This is a genomic window from Escherichia sp. WS568, assembly GCF_046486085.1.
Lineage (GTDB): Bacteria > Pseudomonadota > Gammaproteobacteria > Enterobacterales > Enterobacteriaceae > Escherichia > Escherichia coli.
Window position 1 is genome coordinate 202,028 of the sequence record NZ_JBJQMC010000005.1, and the last position, 18,240, is coordinate 220,267.

The following is an 18,240-nucleotide window of genomic DNA, read 5'->3' on the forward strand; positions in this document are numbered from 1 at the left end:
CCATGGCCAGAGCGCGTGGACGAGGTCGTCGCGATCTCAAGTCCGAAATCAACATTGTACCGTTGCTGGACGTACTGCTGGTGCTGTTGCTGATCTTTATGGCGACAGCGCCCATCATCACCCAGAGCGTGGAGGTCGATCTGCCAGACGCTACTGAATCACAGGCGGTGAGCAGTAACGATAATCCGCCAGTGATTGTTGAAGTGTCTGGTATTGGTCAGTACACCGTGGTGGTTGAGAAAGATCGCCTGGAGCGTTTACCACCAGAGCAGGTGGTGGCGGAAGTGTCCAGCCGTTTCAAGGCCAACCCGAAAACGGTCTTTCTGATCGGTGGCGCAAAAGATGTGCCTTACGATGAAATAATTAAAGCACTGAACTTGTTACATAGTGCGGGTGTGAAATCGGTTGGTTTAATGACGCAGCCTATCTAAACATCTGCGTTTCCCTTGCTTGAAAGAGAGCGGGTAACAGGCGAACAGTTTTTGGAAACCGAGAGTGTCAAAGGCAACCGAACAAAACGACAAGCTCAAACGGGCGATAATTATTTCAGCAGTGCTGCATGTCATCTTATTTGCGGCGCTGATCTGGAGTTCGTTCGATGAGAATATAGAAGCTTCAGCCGGAGGCGGCGGTGGTTCGTCCATCGACGCTGTCATGGTTGATTCAGGTGCGGTAGTTGAGCAGTACAAACGCATGCAAAGCCAGGAATCAAGCGCGAAGCGTTCTGATGAGCAGCGCAAGATGAAGGAACAGCAGGCTGCTGAAGAACTGCGTGAGAAACAAGCGGCTGAACAGGAACGCCTGAAGCAACTTGAGAAAGAGCGGTTAGCGGCTCAGGAACAGAAAAAGCAGGCTGAAGAAGCCGCAAAACAGGCCGAGTTAAAGCAGAAGCAAGCGGAAGAAGCGGCAGCGAAAGCGGCGGCAGATGCTAAAGCGAAGGCTGAAGCGGATGCAAAAGCTGCGGAAGAAGCAGCGAAGAAAGCGGCTGCAGACGCGAAGAAAAAAGCAGAAGCAGAAGCCGCCAAAGCCGCAGCCGAAGCGCAGAAAAAAGCCGAGGCAGCCGCGGCGGCACTGAAGAAGAAAGCGGAAGCGGCAGAAGCAGCTGCAGCTGAAGCAAGAAAGAAAGCGGCAACTGAAGCTGCTGAAAAAGCCAAAGCAGAAGCTGAGAAGAAAGCGGCTGCTGAAAAGGCTGCAGCTGATAAGAAAGCGGCAGCAGAGAAAGCTGCAGCCGACAAAAAAGCAGCAGAAAAAGCGGCTGCTGAAAAGGCAGCAGCTGATAAGAAAGCAGCGGCAGAAAAAGCCGCCGCAGACAAAAAAGCGGCAGCTGCAAAAGCGGCAGCTGCAAAAGCAGCAGCTGAAAAAGCCGCTGCAGCAAAAGCTGCCGCAGAGGCAGATGATATTTTCGGTGAGCTAAGCTCTGGTAAGAATGCACCGAAAACGGGGGGAGGGGCGAAAGGGAACAATGCTTCGCCAGCCGGGAGTGGTAATACTAAAAACAATGGCGCATCAGGGGCCGATATCAATAACTATGCCGGGCAGATTAAATCTGCTATCGAAAGTAAGTTCTATGACGCATCGTCCTATGCAGGCAAAACCTGTACGCTGCGCATAAAACTGGCACCCGATGGCATGTTACTGGATATCAAACCTGAAGGTGGCGATCCCGCACTTTGTCAGGCTGCGTTAGCAGCAGCTAAACTTGCGAAGATCCCGAAACCACCAAGCCAGGCAGTATATGAAGTGTTCAAAAACGCGCCATTGGACTTCAAACCGTAATCGCGATGTTGACTGTTCGGACGGTCAACATCAGGCACCGGTTGCCACGGGGTTCTGGTAGTTTTGTGTATTTTAGTTTGTTAACATTCTGCTAAATTATCGTGGGCCATCGGTCCAGATAAGGGAGATATGATGAAGCAGGCATTACGAGTAGCATTTGGTTTTCTCATACTGTGGGCATCAGTTCTGCATGCTGAAGTCCGCATTGTGATCGACAGCGGTGTAGATTCCGGTCGTCCTATTGGTGTTGTTCCTTTCCAGTGGGCGGGGCCTGGTGCGGCACCTGAAGATATTGGCGGCATCGTTGCTGCTGACTTGCGTAACAGCGGTAAATTTAATCCGTTAGATCGCGCTCGTCTGCCACAGCAGCCGGGTAGTGCGCAGGAAGTACAACCAGCTGCATGGTCCGCACTGGGCATTGACGCTGTAGTTGTCGGTCAGGTCACTCCGAATCCGGACGGCTCTTACAATGTTGCTTATCAACTTGTTGACACTGGCGGCGCACCGGGTACTGTACTTGCTCAGAACTCGTACAAAGTGAACAAGCAGTGGCTGCGTTATGCTGGTCATACCGCCAGTGATGAAGTGTTTGAAAAACTGACCGGCATTAAAGGTGCGTTCCGTACCCGTATTGCCTACGTTGTTCAGACCAACGGCGGTCAGTTCCCGTATGAACTGCGCGTATCTGACTATGACGGTTACAACCAGTTTGTCGTTCACCGTTCACCGCAGCCGCTGATGTCTCCGGCGTGGTCACCAGACGGTTCTAAACTGGCTTATGTGACCTTCGAAAGCGGTCGTTCCGCGCTGGTTATTCAGACGCTGGCAAATGGCGCTGTACGTCAGGTGGCTTCATTCCCGCGTCACAACGGTGCACCTGCATTCTCGCCAGACGGCAGCAAACTGGCATTCGCCTTGTCGAAAACCGGTAGTCTGAACCTGTACGTAATGGATTTGGCTTCTGGTCAGATCCGCCAGGTGACTGATGGTCGCAGTAACAATACCGAACCGACCTGGTTCCCGGATAGCCAGAACCTGGCATTTACTTCTGACCAGGCCGGTCGTCCACAGGTTTATAAAGTGAATATCAACGGCGGTGCGCCACAACGTATTACCTGGGAAGGTTCGCAGAACCAGGATGCGGATGTCAGCAGCGACGGTAAATTTATGGTAATGGTCAGCTCCAATGGTGGGCAGCAGCACATTGCCAAACAAGATCTGGCAACGGGAGGCGTACAAGTTCTGTCGTCCACGTTCCTGGATGAAACGCCAAGTCTGGCACCTAACGGCACTATGGTAATCTACAGCTCTTCTCAGGGGATGGGATCCGTGCTGAATTTGGTTTCTACAGATGGGCGTTTCAAAGCGCGTCTTCCGGCAACTGATGGACAGGTCAAATTCCCTGCCTGGTCGCCGTATCTGTGATAATAATTAATTGAATAGTAAAGGAATCATTGAAATGCAACTGAACAAAGTGCTGAAAGGGCTGATGATTGCTCTGCCTGTTATGGCAATTGCGGCATGTTCTTCCAACAAGAACGCCAGCAATGACGGCAGCGAAGGCATGCTGGGTGCCGGCACTGGTATGGATGCGAACGGCGGCAACGGCAACATGTCTTCCGAAGAGCAGGCTCGTCTGCAAATGCAACAGCTGCAGCAGAACAACATCGTTTACTTCGATCTGGACAAGTACGATATCCGTTCTGACTTCGCTCAAATGCTGGATGCACACGCAAACTTCCTGCGTAGCAACCCGTCTTACAAAGTCACCGTAGAAGGTCACGCGGACGAACGTGGTACTCCGGAATACAACATCTCCCTGGGTGAACGTCGTGCGAACGCCGTTAAGATGTACCTGCAGGGTAAAGGCGTTTCTGCAGACCAGATCTCCATCGTTTCTTACGGTAAAGAAAAACCTGCAGTACTGGGTCATGACGAAGCGGCATACTCCAAAAACCGTCGTGCGGTACTGGTTTACTAAGAGAATTGCATGAGCAGTAACTACAGACATCAACTATTGAGTCTGTCGTTACTGGTTGGTATAGCGGCCCCCTGGGCCGCTTTTGCTCAGGCACCAATCAGTAGTGTCGGCTCAGGCTCGGTCGAAGACCGCGTCACTCAACTTGAGCGTATTTCAAATGCTCACAGCCAGCTTTTAACCCAACTCCAGCAACAACTCTCTGATAATCAATCCGATATTGATTCCCTGCGCGGTCAGATTCAGGAAAATCAGTATCAACTGAATCAGGTCGTGGAGCGGCAAAAGCAGATCCTGTTGCAGATCGACAGCCTCAGCAGCGGTGGTGCAGCGGCGCAATCAACCAGCGGTGATCAAAGCGGTGCGGCGGCATCAACGACGCCGACAGCTGATGCTGGTACTGCGAATGCTGGCGCGCCGGTGAAAAGCGGTGATGCAAACACGGATTACAATGCAGCTATTGCGCTGGTGCAGGATAAATCCCGCCAGGATGACGCAATGGTGGCATTTCAGAATTTCATCAAAAATTACCCTGATTCAACTTACCTGCCAAACGCCAATTATTGGCTGGGTCAGTTAAACTACAACAAGGGTAAAAAAGATGATGCGGCGTATTATTTTGCTTCGGTAGTGAAAAACTATCCGAAGTCACCGAAGGCTGCAGATGCGATGTTTAAAGTCGGCGTCATCATGCAGGACAAAGGTGACACCGCAAAAGCGAAAGCCGTATACCAGCAGGTTATCAGTAAATACCCTGGTACTGATGGCGCTAAACAGGCGCAAAAACGTCTGAACGCGATGTAATGCATAACGCACGACCAGAAGTCGCATTATTTCTGGTCGTGTCGTGCGAATCATAAGCAGTTGAGTGATCTGCATCGAAATTTTTGTTGCGCTCAAGTCTGAAATCAGTAATATATGCCGCCGTTGCCACGGGATATCAAACAAACCGAAAGCAACGAAAAAGTGGGTCGTTAGCTCAGTTGGTAGAGCAGTTGACTTTTAATCAATTGGTCGCAGGTTCGAATCCTGCACGACCCACCACTAACATAGTTAGTTGTAGTATCCAGCGTAGTATCGGGTGATTAGCTCAGCTGGGAGAGCACCTCCCTTACAAGGAGGGGGTCGGCGGTTCGATCCCGTCATCACCCACCACCGGGTCGTTAGCTCAGTTGGTAGAGCAGTTGACTTTTAATCAATTGGTCGCAGGTTCGAATCCTGCACGACCCACCACTAATTACGGTGGGTTCGGTGGAAGTAGTTTGTAGTATCCAGCGCAGTATCGGGTGATTAGCTCAGCTGGGAGAGCACCTCCCTTACAAGGAGGGGGTCGGCGGTTCGATCCCGTCATCACCCACCACTCGGGTCGTTAGCTCAGTTGGTAGAGCAGTTGACTTTTAATCAATTGGTCGCAGGTTCGAATCCTGCACGACCCACCAATTTTAAAGATTGGTTCCGAGTAGAAATCTTTCAGGTAACACCCGTATGGGTCGTTAGCTCAGTTGGTAGAGCAGTTGACTTTTAATCAATTGGTCGCAGGTTCGAATCCTGCACGACCCACCATCCTGAATGATTAAAGCAGCATAATCCCGCAAGGGGTCGTTAGCTCAGTTGGTAGAGCAGTTGACTTTTAATCAATTGGTCGCAGGTTCGAATCCTGCACGACCCACCAATGTAAAAAAGCGCCCTAAAGGCGCTTTTTTGCTATTCAGGTATCCTCAATTTCACTTTGTAAACCTGATGACATCGTCAGAGCTTACTGTGCAAGCAACTCTACGTCGGTGGAATTAGGCGTAATTCGAGTGACTTTTCCCCACCATTCGACTATCTTGTTTAGCATATAAAACAAATTTCACCGATAACAGCGAATATTACGCTCATGTCGGTTTTAACGTTAAGCCTGTAAAACGAGATGGTAAGATGAGCGTGATGTTTGATCCAGACACGGCGATTTATCCTTTCCCCCCGAAGCCGACGCCGTTAAGCATTGATGAAAAAGCGTATTACCGCGAGAAGATAAAACGTCTGCTAAAAGAACGTAATGCGGTGATGGTTGCCCACTACTATACCGATCCCGAAATTCAACAACTGGCAGAAGAAACCGGTGGCTGTATTTCTGATTCTCTGGAAATGGCGCGCTTCGGTGCAAAGCATCCCGCTTCTACGTTGTTAGTCGCTGGGGTGAGATTTATGGGAGAAACCGCCAAAATTCTCAGTCCGGAAAAAACAATTCTGATGCCGACACTTCAGGCTGAATGTTCACTGGATCTCGGCTGCCCTGTTGAAGAATTTAACGCATTTTGCGATGCCCATCCCGATCGTACTGTCGTCGTCTACGCCAACACTTCTGCTGCGGTAAAAGCGCGCGCAGATTGGGTGGTAACTTCAAGCATTGCCGTCGAACTTATTGATCATCTGGATAGTTTGGGTGAAAAAATCATCTGGGCACCCGACAAACATCTGGGGCGTTACGTGCAAAAACAGACGGGCGCAGACATTTTATGCTGGCAGGGTGCCTGCATTGTGCATGATGAATTTAAGACTCAGGCGTTAACCCGCTTGCAAGAAGAATACCCGGATGCTGCCATACTGGTGCATCCAGAATCACCGCAAGCTATTGTCGATATGGCGGATGCGGTCGGTTCCACCAGTCAACTGATCGCTGCTGCGAAAACATTGCCACATCAGCGACTTATCGTGGCAACCGATCGGGGCATTTTCTACAAAATGCAGCAGGCGGTGCCAGATAAAGAGTTACTGGAAGCACCAACCGCGGGTGAGGGTGCAACCTGCCGCAGCTGCGCGCATTGTCCGTGGATGGCCATGAATGGCCTTCAGGCTATCGCAGAGGCATTAGAACAGGAAGGAAGCAATCACGAGGTTCATGTTGATGAAAGGCTGCGAGAGAGGGCGCTGGTGCCGCTCAATCGTATGCTGGAATTTGCGGCTACACTACGTGGATAACGAATAATAAGGCGTAACGTTACGCTTTGGGGGAAAGATGGATTTTTTTAGTGTGCAGAATATCCTGGTACATATACCAATAGGGGCAGGCGGTTATGATCTCTCATGGATCGAAGCGGTAGGCACAATCGCCGGGTTGCTGTGTATTGGCCTTGCCAGTCTGGAGAAGATCAGCAACTACTTTTTTGGCCTGATCAACGTCACCTTGTTTGGCATTATTTTCTTTCAGATTCAGCTGTATGCCAGCCTGCTATTACAGATGTTTTTCTTTGCCGCGAATATTTACGGCTGGCATGCGTGGTCGCGACAAACCAGTCAGAACGAGGCGGAGTTGAAAATTCGCTGGTTGCCATTGCCGAAGGCGCTAAGCTGGTTGGCGGTTTGCGTTGTTTCGATTGGTCTGATGACGGTATTTATCAATCCGGTGTTTGCATTTTTGACCCGCGTGGCAGTCATGATCATGCAAGCATTAGGATTACAGGTTGTGATGCCTGAACTGCAACCGGACGCTTTCCCGTTCTGGGATTCATGCATGATGGTGTTATCTATCGTGGCAATGATTCTGATGACGCGTAAGTATGTGGAAAACTGGCTGTTGTGGGTGATTATTAACGTGATTAGCGTCGTTATTTTTGCACTTCAGGGCGTTTACGCCATGTCTCTGGAGTACATCATCCTGACCTTTATTGCCCTCAACGGCAGCCGGATGTGGATCAACAGCGCACGCGAAAGAGGTTCACGCGCGCTGTCCCATTAATGGTGATGATGTGAATGGCCAGACACCCCTTCATTCAGGTGGCAGTCTGGCCCATGACAAGGTTGATATTCCATCTGAATAGTGGCGTGCTCAATCTGATAGTGATCCATCAGGTAGTGTTGGATCTGATCTAACAAGGCATCGTGATCGTGTGGCGGGATCACCTGCACATGCAGCGTCATCACCGGCTTCTCGCCTACCATCCATACATGTACATGGTGCACATTGCGGACTTCCGGGATTTCCCGGCACATACGACGCTTCAGTTCGGCGATATCCAGCGATACCGGTGCACCTTCAAGTAATTCATTCACGCTATCTTTCAACAGTCGCCACGCGCTACGCAGAACCAGAAGCGACACCAGTATTGAGAGAATGGGGTCAGCAGGTGTCCAGCCGGTCCAGATAATAATCAACGCGGCAATAATAGCCCCAACCGAACCCAGCAGGTCCCCGAGCACATGCAGTGCCGCTGCTCGCACGTTGAGGTTTTTCTCTTAGCTGCCGTGATGAAGTAACCAGAAAGAAAGTATATTTGCCAGCAGCCCAGCCACGGCAATTGCCATCATCATGCCGCCCTCGACCGGACGCGGAGTGCGGAAGCGTTCTATCGCCTCCCAGACAATCAAAATAGTAATCACCACCAGGGCGATGGCATTCACAAACGCCGCGAGCGTGGTCAATCTTAGCCAACCGAAAGTGTGGCGAATGGTGGGAGGACGACGGGAAAATTGCACTGCGAGTAGGGCGAAAAGCAGGGCGGCAGTATCGGTCAACATATGACCCGCATCGGCCAGCAATGCCAGAGAACCGGAAAGAAAACCACCAATGACTTCTACGAGCATAAACCCGGCAGTCACGCCGAAAGCATACAACAAGCGACGAGCATTATTATCTTCTGGCAGGTGTGAGGAAGTGTGTGAGTGTGAGTGCGCCATGACGAGTCATCCCTTAATTATTCTCACTTAACTTTATGACATCATACTGCTTTTAGAAGGGAAAAATTAAAAGGGAGAGACTCCGCTCTCCCATTATTGGCTATTTCGCAGGGTTACTGCGTGGTACCGTCGGTTTTGGTATCGACATCATTGTTGATGCCATCACCGGTTTGGACTTTTTTATTGATATCAGGACAGCGGCCATCTTTGCACATGGTGTTCTTGTGCTCTTCATCTTTGGTCATTCCGTCATTGTTCATTGAAGAACCATCCGAATGCAGCATTGTGCCACCAGAACCGGTATTTACCCCGTTATTGTCGACGTTATTTGGCGCGACATTTTCACGGGCGTCAGGGGCTACCTGGCCCGCATCAGCTGCGGCGTTTGCCTGGCCGTTATTAGTTTGTGCTCCGCTATCGGCAGCCAGTGCGGCACCGCTGGCAAGGCTTAGAGTGGCAGTCAAAAATAGTGTGGCCAGTTTTGTCATTTTCATAGGATGCTCCTGTTATGGTCGTTATGTCGGATAACCTCTTCCAACAGTGCATTTGCAGGTGAATATAAGGCAATGGTTTAAGATTTCAGCCAGGCAAAGATACCCAGCAGAGAATCTTGAAATAATTAACAAACAAAGGAGTTACAGTTAGAAATTGTAGGAGAGATCTCGTTTTTCGCGACAATCTGGCGTTTTTCTTGCTAATTCCAGGATTAATCCGTTCATAGTGTAAAACCCCGTTTACACATTCTGACGGAAGATATAGATTGGAAGTATTGCATTCACTAAGATAAGTATGGCAACACTGGAACAGACATGAATTATCAGAACGACGATTTACGCATCAAAGAAATCAAAGAGTTACTTCCTCCTGTCGCATTGCTGGAAAAATTCCCCGCTACTGAAAATGCCGCGAATACGGTCGCCCATGCCCGAAAAGCGATCCATAAGATCCTGAAAGGTAATGATGATCGCCTGTTGGTGGTGATTGGCCCATGCTCAATCCATGATCCTGTCGCAGCAAAAGAGTATGCCACTCGCTTGCTGGCGCTGCGTGAAGAGCTGAAAGATGAGCTGGAAATCGTAATGCGCGTCTATTTTGAAAAGCCGCGTACAACGGTGGGCTGGAAAGGGCTGATTAACGATCCGCATATGGATAACAGCTTCCAGATCAACGACGGTCTGCGTATTGCCCGCAAATTGCTGCTCGATATTAACGACAGCGGTCTGCCAGCGGCGGGTGAATTCCTGGATATGATCACCCCACAATATCTCGCTGACCTGATGAGCTGGGGCGCAATTGGCGCACGTACTACGGAATCGCAGGTGCACCGCGAACTGGCGTCTGGTCTTTCTTGCCCGGTAGGCTTCAAAAATGGCACTGATGGTACGATTAAAGTGGCTATCGATGCTATTAATGCCGCCGGTGCGCCGCACTGCTTCCTGTCCGTAACGAAATGGGGGCATTCGGCGATTGTGAATACCAGCGGTAACGGCGATTGCCATATCATTCTGCGCGGCGGTAAAGAGCCTAACTACAGCGCGAAGCACGTTGCTGAAGTGAAAGAAGGGCTGAACAAAGCAGGCCTGCCAGCACAGGTGATGATCGATTTCAGCCATGCTAACTCGTCAAAACAATTCAAAAAGCAGATGGATGTTTGTGCTGACGTTTGCCAGCAGATTGCCGGTGGCGAAAAGGCTATTATTGGCGTGATGGTGGAAAGCCATCTGGTGGAAGGCAATCAGAGCCTGGAGAGCGGGGAACCGCTGGCTTATGGCAAGAGCATCACCGATGCCTGCATTGGCTGGGATGATACCGATGCTCTGTTACGTCAACTGGCGAATGCAGTAAAAGCGCGTCGCGGGTAATTTATAGTCGAATCGCTATGACTGTACGTTTGCAGCCCTGATAAGACGCGCAGCGTCGCATCAGGCAATGTGCTCCATTGTTAGCAACGACAAACAAAAAAGCCGACTCACTTGCAGTCGGCTTTCTCATTTTTAAACGAATGACGTTTACTTCGCTTTACCCTGGTTCGCAACGGCTGCTGCTTTCGCCGCGATCTCATCAGCATTACCCAGATAATAGCGTTTCAGCGGTTTGAAGTTCTCGTCAAACTCATAAACCAGCGGCACGCCGGTCGGGATATTCAGCTCAAGAATCTCTTCTTCGCTCATGTTATCGAGATATTTCACCAGCGCACGTAACGAGTTACCGTGTGCAGCGATGATGACGCGCTCACCGCTCTTCATACGCGGCAGAATGGTTTCATTCCAGTAAGGGATCACGCGGTCAATGGTCAGCGCCAGGCTTTCCGTCAGTGGCAGCTCTTTCTCGCTCAGTTTCGCGTAACGCGGATCGTGACCCGGATAACGCTCATCATCTTTAGTCAGTTCCGGCGGAGTCACCGCAAAACCACGACGCCACTGTTTCACCTGCTCGTCGCCATACTTTTCAGCGGTTTCCGCTTTGTTCAGACCCTGCAATGCACCGTAGTGACGTTCGTTCAGTTTCCAGGATTTCTCAACGGGCAGCCATGCCTGATCCAGTTCGTCCAGCACATTCCACAGGGTATGAATAGCGCGTTTCAGCACAGAGGTGTAAGCAAAGTCAAAGCTGTAACCTTCCTCTTTCAGCAGCTTACCTGCTGCTTTTGCTTCGCTTACGCCTTTCTCAGACAGATCCACGTCGTACCAACCGGTGAAACGGTTTTCTTTGTTCCACTGACTTTCGCCATGACGAACCAGAACCAGCTTAGTTACAGCCATATACTTACTCCTCAAATCATCTTTTAATGATAATAATTCTCATTATATTGCCGTGACGAAGCAACAGCAATGCTTACGCATAACCATAGCGAAAATAGTGTCGCAGTGTAAGGTTGTTGTGAATATTGAGTTGCAAATATGTCGGTGTTTGCTGGTGATTTGAACAATATGAAGATAAAGCCCTCATGACGAGGGCTTAACATTACTCAGCAATAAACTGATATTCCGTCAGGCTGGAATACTCTTCGCCAGGACGCAGGAAGCAGTCCGGTTGCGGCCATTCAGGGTGGTTCGGACTGTCCGGCAGAAATTCGCTTTCCAGAGCCAGCCCTTGCCAGTCGGCGTAAGGTTCGGTTCCCCGCGACGGTGTGCCGCCGAGGAAGTTGCCGGAGTAGAATTGCAGAGCCGGAGCGGTGGTGTAGACCTTCAGCTGCAATTTTTCATCTGCTGACCAGACATGCGCCGCCACTTTCTTGCCATCGCCTTTGGCCTGTAACAAGAACGCGTGATCGTAACCTTTCACTTTGCGCTGATCGTCGTCGGCAAGAAACTCACTGGCGATGATTTTGGCGCTGCGGAAATCAAAAGATGTTCCGGCGACAGATTTCAGACCGTCGTGCGGAATGCCGCCTTCATCAACCGGCAGATATTCGTCCGCCAGAATCTGCAACTTGTGATTGCGCACGTCAGACTGCTCGCCGTCGAGGTTGAAATAGACGTGATTAGTCATATTCACCGGGCAAGGTTTATCAACTGTGGCGCGATAAGTAATGGAGATACGGTTATCGTCGGTCAGACGATATTGCACCGTCGCGCCGAGATTACCCGGGAAGCCCTGATCGCCATCATCTGAACTCAGGGCAAATAGCACCTGACGATCATTCTGGTTCACAATCTGCCAGCGACGTTTGTCGAACCCTTCCGGGCCGCCGTGCAGCTGGTTAACGCCCTGACTTGGCGAAAGCGTCACGGTTTCACCGTCAAAGGTATAACGGCTATTGGCGATGCGGTTGGCATAACGACCAATAGAGGCCCCCAGAAATGCGGCCTGATCCTGATAGCATTCCGGGCTGGCGCAGCCAAGCAGCGCCTCGCGGACGCTGCCATCGGAAAGCGGAATACGGGCGGAAAGTAAAGTCGCACCCCAGTCCATCAGCGTGACTACCATCCCTGCGTTGTTACGCAAAGTTAACAGTCGGTACGGCTGACCATCGGGTGCCAGTGCGGGAGTTTCGTTCAGCACTGTCCTGCTCCTTGTGATGGTTTACAAACGTAAAAAGTCTCTTTAATACCTGTTTTTGCTTCATATTGTTCAGCGACAGCTTGCTGTACTGCAGGCACCAGCTCTTCCGGGATCAGCGCGACGATGCAGCCGCCAAATCCGCCGCCGGTCATGCGTACGCCACCTTTGTCGCCAATCACAGCTTTGACGATTTCTACCAGAGTGTCAATTTGCGGCACGGTGATTTCGAAATCATCGCGCATAGAGGCATGAGACTCCGCCATCAACTCGCCCATACGTTTCAGGTCGCCTTGCTCCAGCGCGCTGGCAGCTTCAACGGTGCGGGCGTTTTCAGTCAGGATATGACGCACGCGTTTCGCCACGATTGGGTCCAGTTCATGCGCAACAGCGTTGAACTCTTCAATGGTGACATCGCGCAGCGCTGGCTGCTGGAAGAAACGCGCACCGGTTTCGCACTGTTCACGACGGGTGTTGTATTCGCTGCCAACCAGGGTACGTTTGAAGTTACTGTTGATGATGACGACAGCCACGCCTTTCGGCATGGAAACAGCTTTGGTCCCCAGTGAGCGGCAATCGATCAGCAAGGCATGATCTTTCTTGCCGAGCGCGGAAATCAGTTGATCCATGATTCCACAGTTACAGCCTACAAACTGGTTTTCTGCTTCCTGACCATTAAGCGCGATTTGTGCGCCGTCCAGCGGCAGATGATAAAGCTGCTGCAATACGGTTCCGACCGCGACTTCCAGTGAAGCGGAAGAACTTAACCCGGCACCCTGCGGCACATTGCCGCTGATCACCATGTCCACACCGCCGAAGTTGTTGTTACGCAGTTGCAGATGTTTCACCACGCCACGAACGTAGTTAGCCCATTGATAGCTTTCATGTGCGACAATGGGCGCATCGAGGGAAAACTCATCGAGCTGATTTTCATAATCGGCTGCCATCACGCGAACTTTACGGTCATCGCGTGGTGCACAACTGATCACGGTTTGATAATCAATCGCGCAGGGCAGAACGAAACCGTCGTTGTAGTCGGTGTGTTCACCAATCAAATTCACGCGGCCAGGCGCCTGAATGGTGTGAGTGGCAGGGTAGCCAAATGCGTTGGCAAACAGAGATTGTGTTTTTTCTTTCAGACTCATTTCTTACACTCCGGATTCGCGAAAATGGATATCGCTGACTGCGCGCAAACGCTCTGCTGCCTGTTCTGCGGTCAGGTCTCGCTGGGTTTCTGCCAGCATTTCATAACCAACCATAAATTTACGTACGGTGGCGGAGCGCAACAGAGGCGGATAAAAGTGCGCGTGCAGCTGCCAGTGTTGATTCTCTTCGCCATTAAATGGCGCGCCGTGCCAGCCCATAGAGTAGGGGAAGGAGCACTGGAAGAGGTTGTCATAACGACTGGTCAGCTTTTTCAACGCCAGTGCCAAATCGCTGCGCTGGGCGTCGGTCAAATCGGTGATCCACAAAACGTGGGCTTTGGGCAGCAGTAGCGTTTCGAACGGCCAGGCAGCCCAGTAAGGTACAACGGCTAACCAGTGTTCGGTTTCGACAACGGTACGGCTACCGTCTGCCAGCTCGCGCTGAACATAATCCACCAGCATTGGTGATTTCTGCCCGGCGAAATATTCTTTTTGCAGGCGGTCTTCGCGCTCAGCTTCGTTAGGCAGGAAGCTATTTGCCCAAATCTGTCCGTGCGGATGCGGGTTAGAGCAGCCCATCGCCGCGCCTTTGTTTTCAAAGACCTGTACCCACGGGTACGTTTTTCCCAGCTCTGCGGTTTGCTCCTGCCAGGTTTTGACGATTTCCGTCAATGCCGCAACGCTCAGTTCTGGCAACGTTTTACTGTGATCCGGTGAAAAGCAGATCACCCGGCTGGTACCGCGCGCGCTCTGGCAACGCATTAGCGGATCGTTGCTTTCTGGCGCATCTGGCGTGTCAGACATCAAGGCCGCAAAGTCATTAGTGAAAACGTAAGTCCCGGTGTAATCGGGGTTTTTATCGCCTGTCACCCGCACATTACCTGCGCAGAGGAAGCAATCTGGATCGTGCGCAGGTAACACCTGTTTGGCTGGCGTTTCCTGCGCCCCCTGCCAGGGGCGCTTAGCGCGGTGCGGTGAAACCAGAATCCATTGCCCGGTGAGCGGGTTGTAGCGGCGATGTGGATGATCAACGGGATTAAATTGCGTCATGGTCGTTCCTTAATCGGGATATCCCTGTGGATGGCGTGACTGCCAGTGCCAGGTGTCCTGCGCCATTTCATCGAGTGTGCGCGTTACGCGCCAGTTCAGTTCACGGTCGGCTTTGCTGGCGTCCGCCCAGTAGGCCGGAAGGTCGCCCTCGCGACGCGGTGCAAAATGATAATTAACCGGTTTGCCGCAGGCTTTGCTGAAGGCATTAACCACGTCCAGCACGCTGCTGCCCACGCCAGCGCCGAGGTTGTAGATGTGTACGCCTGGCTTGTTCGCCAGTTTTTCCATCGCTACGACGTGACCGTCCGCCAGATCCATTACGTGGATGTAATCGCGCACGCCAGTACCGTCTTCGGTCGGATAATCGTTACCAAAAATCGCCAGCGAGTCGCGACGGCCTACAGCAACCTGGGCGATGTATGGCATCAGGTTATTCGGAATGCCTTGCGGATCTTCGCCCATATCGCCCGACGGATGCGCGCCAACTGGGTTGAAGTAGCGCAGCAGGGCAATGCTCCAGTCCGGCTGGGCTTTTTGCAGATCGGTGAGGATCTGTTCCACCATCAGCTTGCTTTTGCCGTAAGGGCTTTGCGGTGTGCCGGTCGGGAAGCTTTCAACATATGGAATTTTGGGCTGATCGCCATAAACGGTGGCGGAGGAGCTAAAGATAAAGTTTTTGACGTTAGCGGCGCGCATGGCGCTAATCAGGCGCAGAGTACCGTTGACATTGTTGTCGTAATATTCAAGCGGTTTTTGTACCGATTCGCCAACGGCTTTCAGCCCGGCGAAGTGGATCACGGTGTCGATAGCGTGATCGTGCAGGATCTCGGTCATCAACGCTTCGTTACGGATATCGCCTTCAACAAACGTTGGATGTTTGCCGCCTAAACGCTCGATAACAGGCAGTACGCTGCGCTTACTGTTACAGAGGTTATCAAGAATGATGACATCATGACCGTTTTGCAGTAATTGCACACAGGTATGACTTCCAATGTAACCGCTACCACCGGTAACCAGAACTCTCATAATTCGCTCCATTAGGCTTATGGTATGAAATAACCATAGCATAACAAAGATGCGAAAAGTGTGACATGGAATAAATTAGTGGAATCGTTTACACAAGAATTTAGCCGTTTTTTATGCGCGATTAAGTGATTATAAAACAGAGGGTTTATGAATGATTGCACTTTTTATCTGAAAAAAAGACGCGGTTTCATGCCTGCATGCGTCAAACCGTTGGCCGGATAACACGTTTACGCCGCCTCCGGCACGGTCAGCACTACCGACTCAGTTTATTTTTGTCAGCGCATAGCGATAAAAGTCACCGTCCGGCACGAACTCCAGACGATGGGTAATACAGGCAGGCGCATCTTCAGCGTGGTGCGAAACAAACAACAATTGCGTTTCACCTTCGCTAATCAGCACATCAACAAAACGGCGGATAAGCTGGCGATTGAGCGGATCAAGCCCCTGTAGTGGTTCATCGAGAATAAGCAATGTCGGATGTTTCACTAGCGCACGGACGATCAGCGCCAGACGCTGCTGTCCCCAGGAAAGACTATGGAAAGGAGCGTCAGCCGTGCGTTTATCAATGCCGAGAATATCCAGCCACTGCTGCACCAGTTTTTGCTGGCGATCCGATACGGCCTGATAAATGCCAATCGAATCAAAATAGCCAGAAAGGATCACATTACGCACAGTAGTGCTGACCCGGTAATCCAGATGCAAACTACTGCTGACGTAACCGATATGCTTTTTGATATCCCAGATGGTTTCGCCGCTGCCGCGACGTCGTCCGAAAAGCGTCAAATCGTTGCTGTAACCTTGCGGATGATCGCCAGTAATCAGGCTTAATAACGTCGATTTTCCCGCGCCATTTGGCCCGACAATTTGCCAGTGTTCGCCTGGATTCACCTGCCAGCTAAGGTTATTAAGAATGGGGCGTTCGTTATAAGAAACCACTCCATTGTTCAGCACAATGCGCGGTTCGTTGGCGGGTAAGGCGTGACGTGCTGAAGGTTCATCCGGCTCCGGCATTTGCACACCTTCAAGCTGTTCGCTATGTGCCAGTTGCGCGACGAGTGCTTGCTGGAGCAGTTCCTCTTTAGCGCCAGTTTCCGCTAACGTACAATCCGCCAGCACGCCAGCAAACTGGACAAATTCTGGGATCTCATCGAAGCGATTGAGCACCAGTACCAGAGTAATACCGGACTGATGTAACGAGGCGAGTAGCTCAGCCAGCTGCTGACGTGAGGCAACATCCAGGCCATCGAACGGCTCATCAAGAATCAACAAGTCAGGCTCCGACATCAGCGCCTGACACAGCAGGGTTTTTCGCGTCTCGCCAGTGGAAAGGTATTTAAAGCGTCGGTCGAGGAGGGCGGTAATACCGAACTGCTGCGCCAGTTGCATGCAACGCGGAGTATCCTTTACTTCATCCTGAATGATCTCAGCCGTGGTACGCCCGGTGTCATCTTCGCCAGGACTAAGCATATCGGTGTTATTCCGCTGCCATTCGTCGCTGACGAGCTTTTGCAATTGCTCGAAGGAGAGACGAGTGATGTGGGAAAACTGGCTTTGCCGTTCACCTTTCAAAAGCGGAAGTTCCCCCGACAGCGCGCGGGCCAGCGCCGATTTCCCGCTTCCATTCGAACCGACAAACGCCCAACTATCACCCGCGTTTAACGTTAGCCGAGGCAATTGCAGCGTTTTTGTGTCGCCAAGACGAAACGTGCCTTGCAAAATTTGCAACGATGACATTTTATATCCCATTTTGTGCAGCGATTACTGACAGGGATACGTGTTTCATAACAAATTGTCAACACGCTTAGCACAGCGTGGCGATAATCACGCTGTCGGCATTAAAGTAGGCCGTGACATTCTGTCCTTGCTGAAGAGAAGTCGCTTCATTTACCGGCACTGTGGCGCACAGTGTTTGCCCGTCGGGTAGCGCCATTAATACTTCGCACTGCTCTGCGCCGCGCTCAATATGACTAATAATACCCGGTAATTGGTTGTCAGCGTTTTGCGCGACCGCCTCGTCCTGAGTAATCCCTACCCACGGCGCTTTTAGCAATATCAACACTTCTTTGCCTTCATCCAGCCCCAGACGTGCGCCGCTTTGTGCGGTAATTGCGACTTTCAGGCGTGTTTTTCCATCAGCCAGTAAGACATCAACATGCTGTTGAACGTCATCATGATCGCGGGCGGTGATGGTACCGAACCACTGGTTACGGGCGCTGGTTTGCAGTGAAAAACGTGAGATCGCGGCCAGCAGGCTGTTCAGCGGCAGGGCGTCATCGTCACTTAACACATCAAAGGCTTTTTGCTGGATTTGCGCCAGTAAGTCATAGAGCTGAATCAGTCGCTGACCATAGCGGGTCAGTACTGCGCCGCCGCCACCTTTACCGCCTGTTGCGCGCTCGACCAGAATATGCTCACTTAACTGATTCATTTCGTTAATGGCATCCCAGGCGCTTTTATAGCTGATACCGGCATCTTTCGCTCCCTGGCTAATGGAACCGGAAAGCGCAATGTGTTTTAGTAGCGAAATGCGGCGCGGGTCGGCGAATAATTTTTCTTGGAGCTTAAGGGTGAGAAGGATTTCGGCCTGCATAACAATATCCTGGC

16 protein-coding genes, 7 tRNA genes and 1 pseudogene are annotated in these 18,240 nt (G+C 51.3%); 15 read left to right on the forward strand and 9 right to left on the reverse strand.

The features are described from left to right. Window positions 1-2 precede the first annotated feature (2 nt). The 14 genes from tolR (at window position 3) to pnuC (ending at window position 7,475) form a co-directional block, all read left to right on the forward strand. Window positions 3-431: a colicin uptake protein TolR gene (gene tolR, locus ACJHWR_RS08000; protein ID WP_000090097.1), complete on the forward strand. Its 429-nt coding sequence runs from the start codon at window positions 3-5 to the stop codon at window positions 429-431. A 64-nt stretch (window positions 432-495) separates the two neighbouring features. Next, window positions 496-1,776, forward strand: a complete 1,281-nt coding sequence (gene tolA / locus ACJHWR_RS08005; protein WP_000030636.1) for a cell envelope integrity protein TolA — start codon at window positions 496-498, stop codon at window positions 1,774-1,776. A gap of 132 nt (window positions 1,777-1,908) precedes the next feature. Beyond that, complete coding sequence (gene tolB, locus ACJHWR_RS08010) at window positions 1,909-3,201, forward strand: Tol-Pal system beta propeller repeat protein TolB (RefSeq protein WP_001295307.1); 1,293 nt, start codon at window positions 1,909-1,911, stop codon at window positions 3,199-3,201. A 34-nt stretch (window positions 3,202-3,235) separates the two neighbouring features. After that, complete coding sequence (pal, locus tag ACJHWR_RS08015; RefSeq protein WP_001295306.1) at window positions 3,236-3,757, forward strand: peptidoglycan-associated lipoprotein Pal; 522 nt, start codon at window positions 3,236-3,238, stop codon at window positions 3,755-3,757. A gap of 9 nt (window positions 3,758-3,766) precedes the next feature. Beyond that, a complete protein-coding gene (cpoB, locus tag ACJHWR_RS08020; RefSeq protein ID WP_000097890.1) occupies window positions 3,767-4,558 on the forward strand; it encodes a cell division protein CpoB in 792 nt (263 codons plus the stop codon). Window positions 4,559-4,722: 164 nt separating this feature from the next. Next, window positions 4,723-4,798, forward strand: a tRNA-Lys gene (locus ACJHWR_RS08025). A 35-nt stretch (window positions 4,799-4,833) separates the two neighbouring features. Then, window positions 4,834-4,909, forward strand: a tRNA-Val gene (locus ACJHWR_RS08030). A gap of 2 nt (window positions 4,910-4,911) precedes the next feature. Next, window positions 4,912-4,987: transfer RNA gene (locus tag ACJHWR_RS08035), tRNA-Lys, on the forward strand. Window positions 4,988-5,038: 51 nt separating this feature from the next. After that, window positions 5,039-5,114: transfer RNA gene (locus tag ACJHWR_RS08040), tRNA-Val, on the forward strand. 3 nt (window positions 5,115-5,117) lie between these two features. Continuing rightward, window positions 5,118-5,193, forward strand: a tRNA-Lys gene (locus ACJHWR_RS08045). A gap of 48 nt (window positions 5,194-5,241) precedes the next feature. Beyond that, a tRNA-Lys gene (locus ACJHWR_RS08050) sits at window positions 5,242-5,317 on the forward strand. Window positions 5,318-5,350: 33 nt separating this feature from the next. Then, window positions 5,351-5,426: transfer RNA gene (locus ACJHWR_RS08055), tRNA-Lys, on the forward strand. A 248-nt stretch (window positions 5,427-5,674) separates the two neighbouring features. Beyond that, window positions 5,675-6,718, forward strand: a complete 1,044-nt coding sequence (gene nadA, locus ACJHWR_RS08060) for a quinolinate synthase NadA (protein WP_000115281.1) — start codon at window positions 5,675-5,677, stop codon at window positions 6,716-6,718. A 37-nt stretch (window positions 6,719-6,755) separates the two neighbouring features. Then, window positions 6,756-7,475, forward strand: coding sequence for a nicotinamide riboside transporter PnuC (gene pnuC, locus ACJHWR_RS08065; RefSeq protein WP_000345389.1), 720 nt, complete (start codon window positions 6,756-6,758; stop codon window positions 7,473-7,475). On the opposite strand, the pseudogene zitB reads toward pnuC, so the two are convergent. Both zitB and ACJHWR_RS08075 read right to left on the reverse strand, forming a co-directional pair. Beyond that, a pseudogene (gene zitB / locus ACJHWR_RS08070) lies at window positions 7,472-8,413 on the reverse strand (CDF family zinc transporter ZitB). The gene pnuC and the pseudogene zitB overlap by 4 nt on opposite strands. Window positions 8,414-8,526: 113 nt before the next feature. Beyond that, window positions 8,527-8,907, reverse strand: a complete 381-nt coding sequence (locus tag ACJHWR_RS08075) for a YbgS-like family protein (protein ID WP_000784351.1) — start codon at window positions 8,905-8,907, stop codon at window positions 8,527-8,529. Window positions 8,908-9,222: 315 nt separating this feature from the next. Here ACJHWR_RS08075 and aroG point away from each other — a divergent pair, with 315 nt between their 5' ends. Beyond that, the gene (aroG, locus tag ACJHWR_RS08080; protein WP_001109194.1) at window positions 9,223-10,275 is read left to right on the forward strand and encodes a 3-deoxy-7-phosphoheptulonate synthase AroG; all 1,053 of its coding nucleotides are present in this window, start codon (window positions 9,223-9,225) and stop codon (window positions 10,273-10,275) included. A gap of 147 nt (window positions 10,276-10,422) precedes the next feature. On the opposite strand, the gene gpmA is transcribed toward aroG, so the two are convergent. From gpmA to modE, 7 genes are all read right to left on the reverse strand, one after another. Beyond that, the gene (gene gpmA / locus ACJHWR_RS08085) at window positions 10,423-11,175 is read right to left on the reverse strand and encodes a 2,3-diphosphoglycerate-dependent phosphoglycerate mutase (protein WP_001295305.1); all 753 of its coding nucleotides are present in this window, start codon (window positions 11,173-11,175) and stop codon (window positions 10,423-10,425) included. Between the two features lie 202 nt (window positions 11,176-11,377). Continuing rightward, complete coding sequence (gene galM, locus ACJHWR_RS08090) at window positions 11,378-12,418, reverse strand: galactose-1-epimerase (protein WP_000931389.1); 1,041 nt, start codon at window positions 12,416-12,418, stop codon at window positions 11,378-11,380. Further along, on the reverse strand, window positions 12,412-13,560 hold the full coding sequence (galK, locus tag ACJHWR_RS08095; protein ID WP_000053426.1) for a galactokinase: 1,149 nt from the start codon (window positions 13,558-13,560) through the stop codon (window positions 12,412-12,414). The genes galM and galK overlap by 7 nt, the downstream gene beginning before the upstream one ends. A gap of 3 nt (window positions 13,561-13,563) precedes the next feature. Beyond that, entirely contained in the window at window positions 13,564-14,610 is a 1,047-nt protein-coding gene (galT, locus tag ACJHWR_RS08100; protein WP_000191514.1) for a galactose-1-phosphate uridylyltransferase, read from the reverse strand. 9 nt (window positions 14,611-14,619) lie between these two features. Then, window positions 14,620-15,636, reverse strand: a complete 1,017-nt coding sequence (gene galE / locus ACJHWR_RS08105) for a UDP-glucose 4-epimerase GalE (RefSeq protein WP_001265443.1) — start codon at window positions 15,634-15,636, stop codon at window positions 14,620-14,622. A gap of 261 nt (window positions 15,637-15,897) precedes the next feature. Next, window positions 15,898-17,370, reverse strand: a complete 1,473-nt coding sequence (gene modF / locus ACJHWR_RS08110) for a molybdate ABC transporter ATP-binding protein ModF (protein ID WP_000096846.1) — start codon at window positions 17,368-17,370, stop codon at window positions 15,898-15,900. A gap of 67 nt (window positions 17,371-17,437) precedes the next feature. Continuing rightward, window positions 17,438-18,226 (reverse strand): molybdenum-dependent transcriptional regulator, encoded by a 789-nt coding sequence (gene modE / locus ACJHWR_RS08115; RefSeq protein WP_001147406.1) that lies wholly within the window; start codon window positions 18,224-18,226, stop codon window positions 17,438-17,440. Window positions 18,227-18,240: the final 14 nt, after the last annotated feature.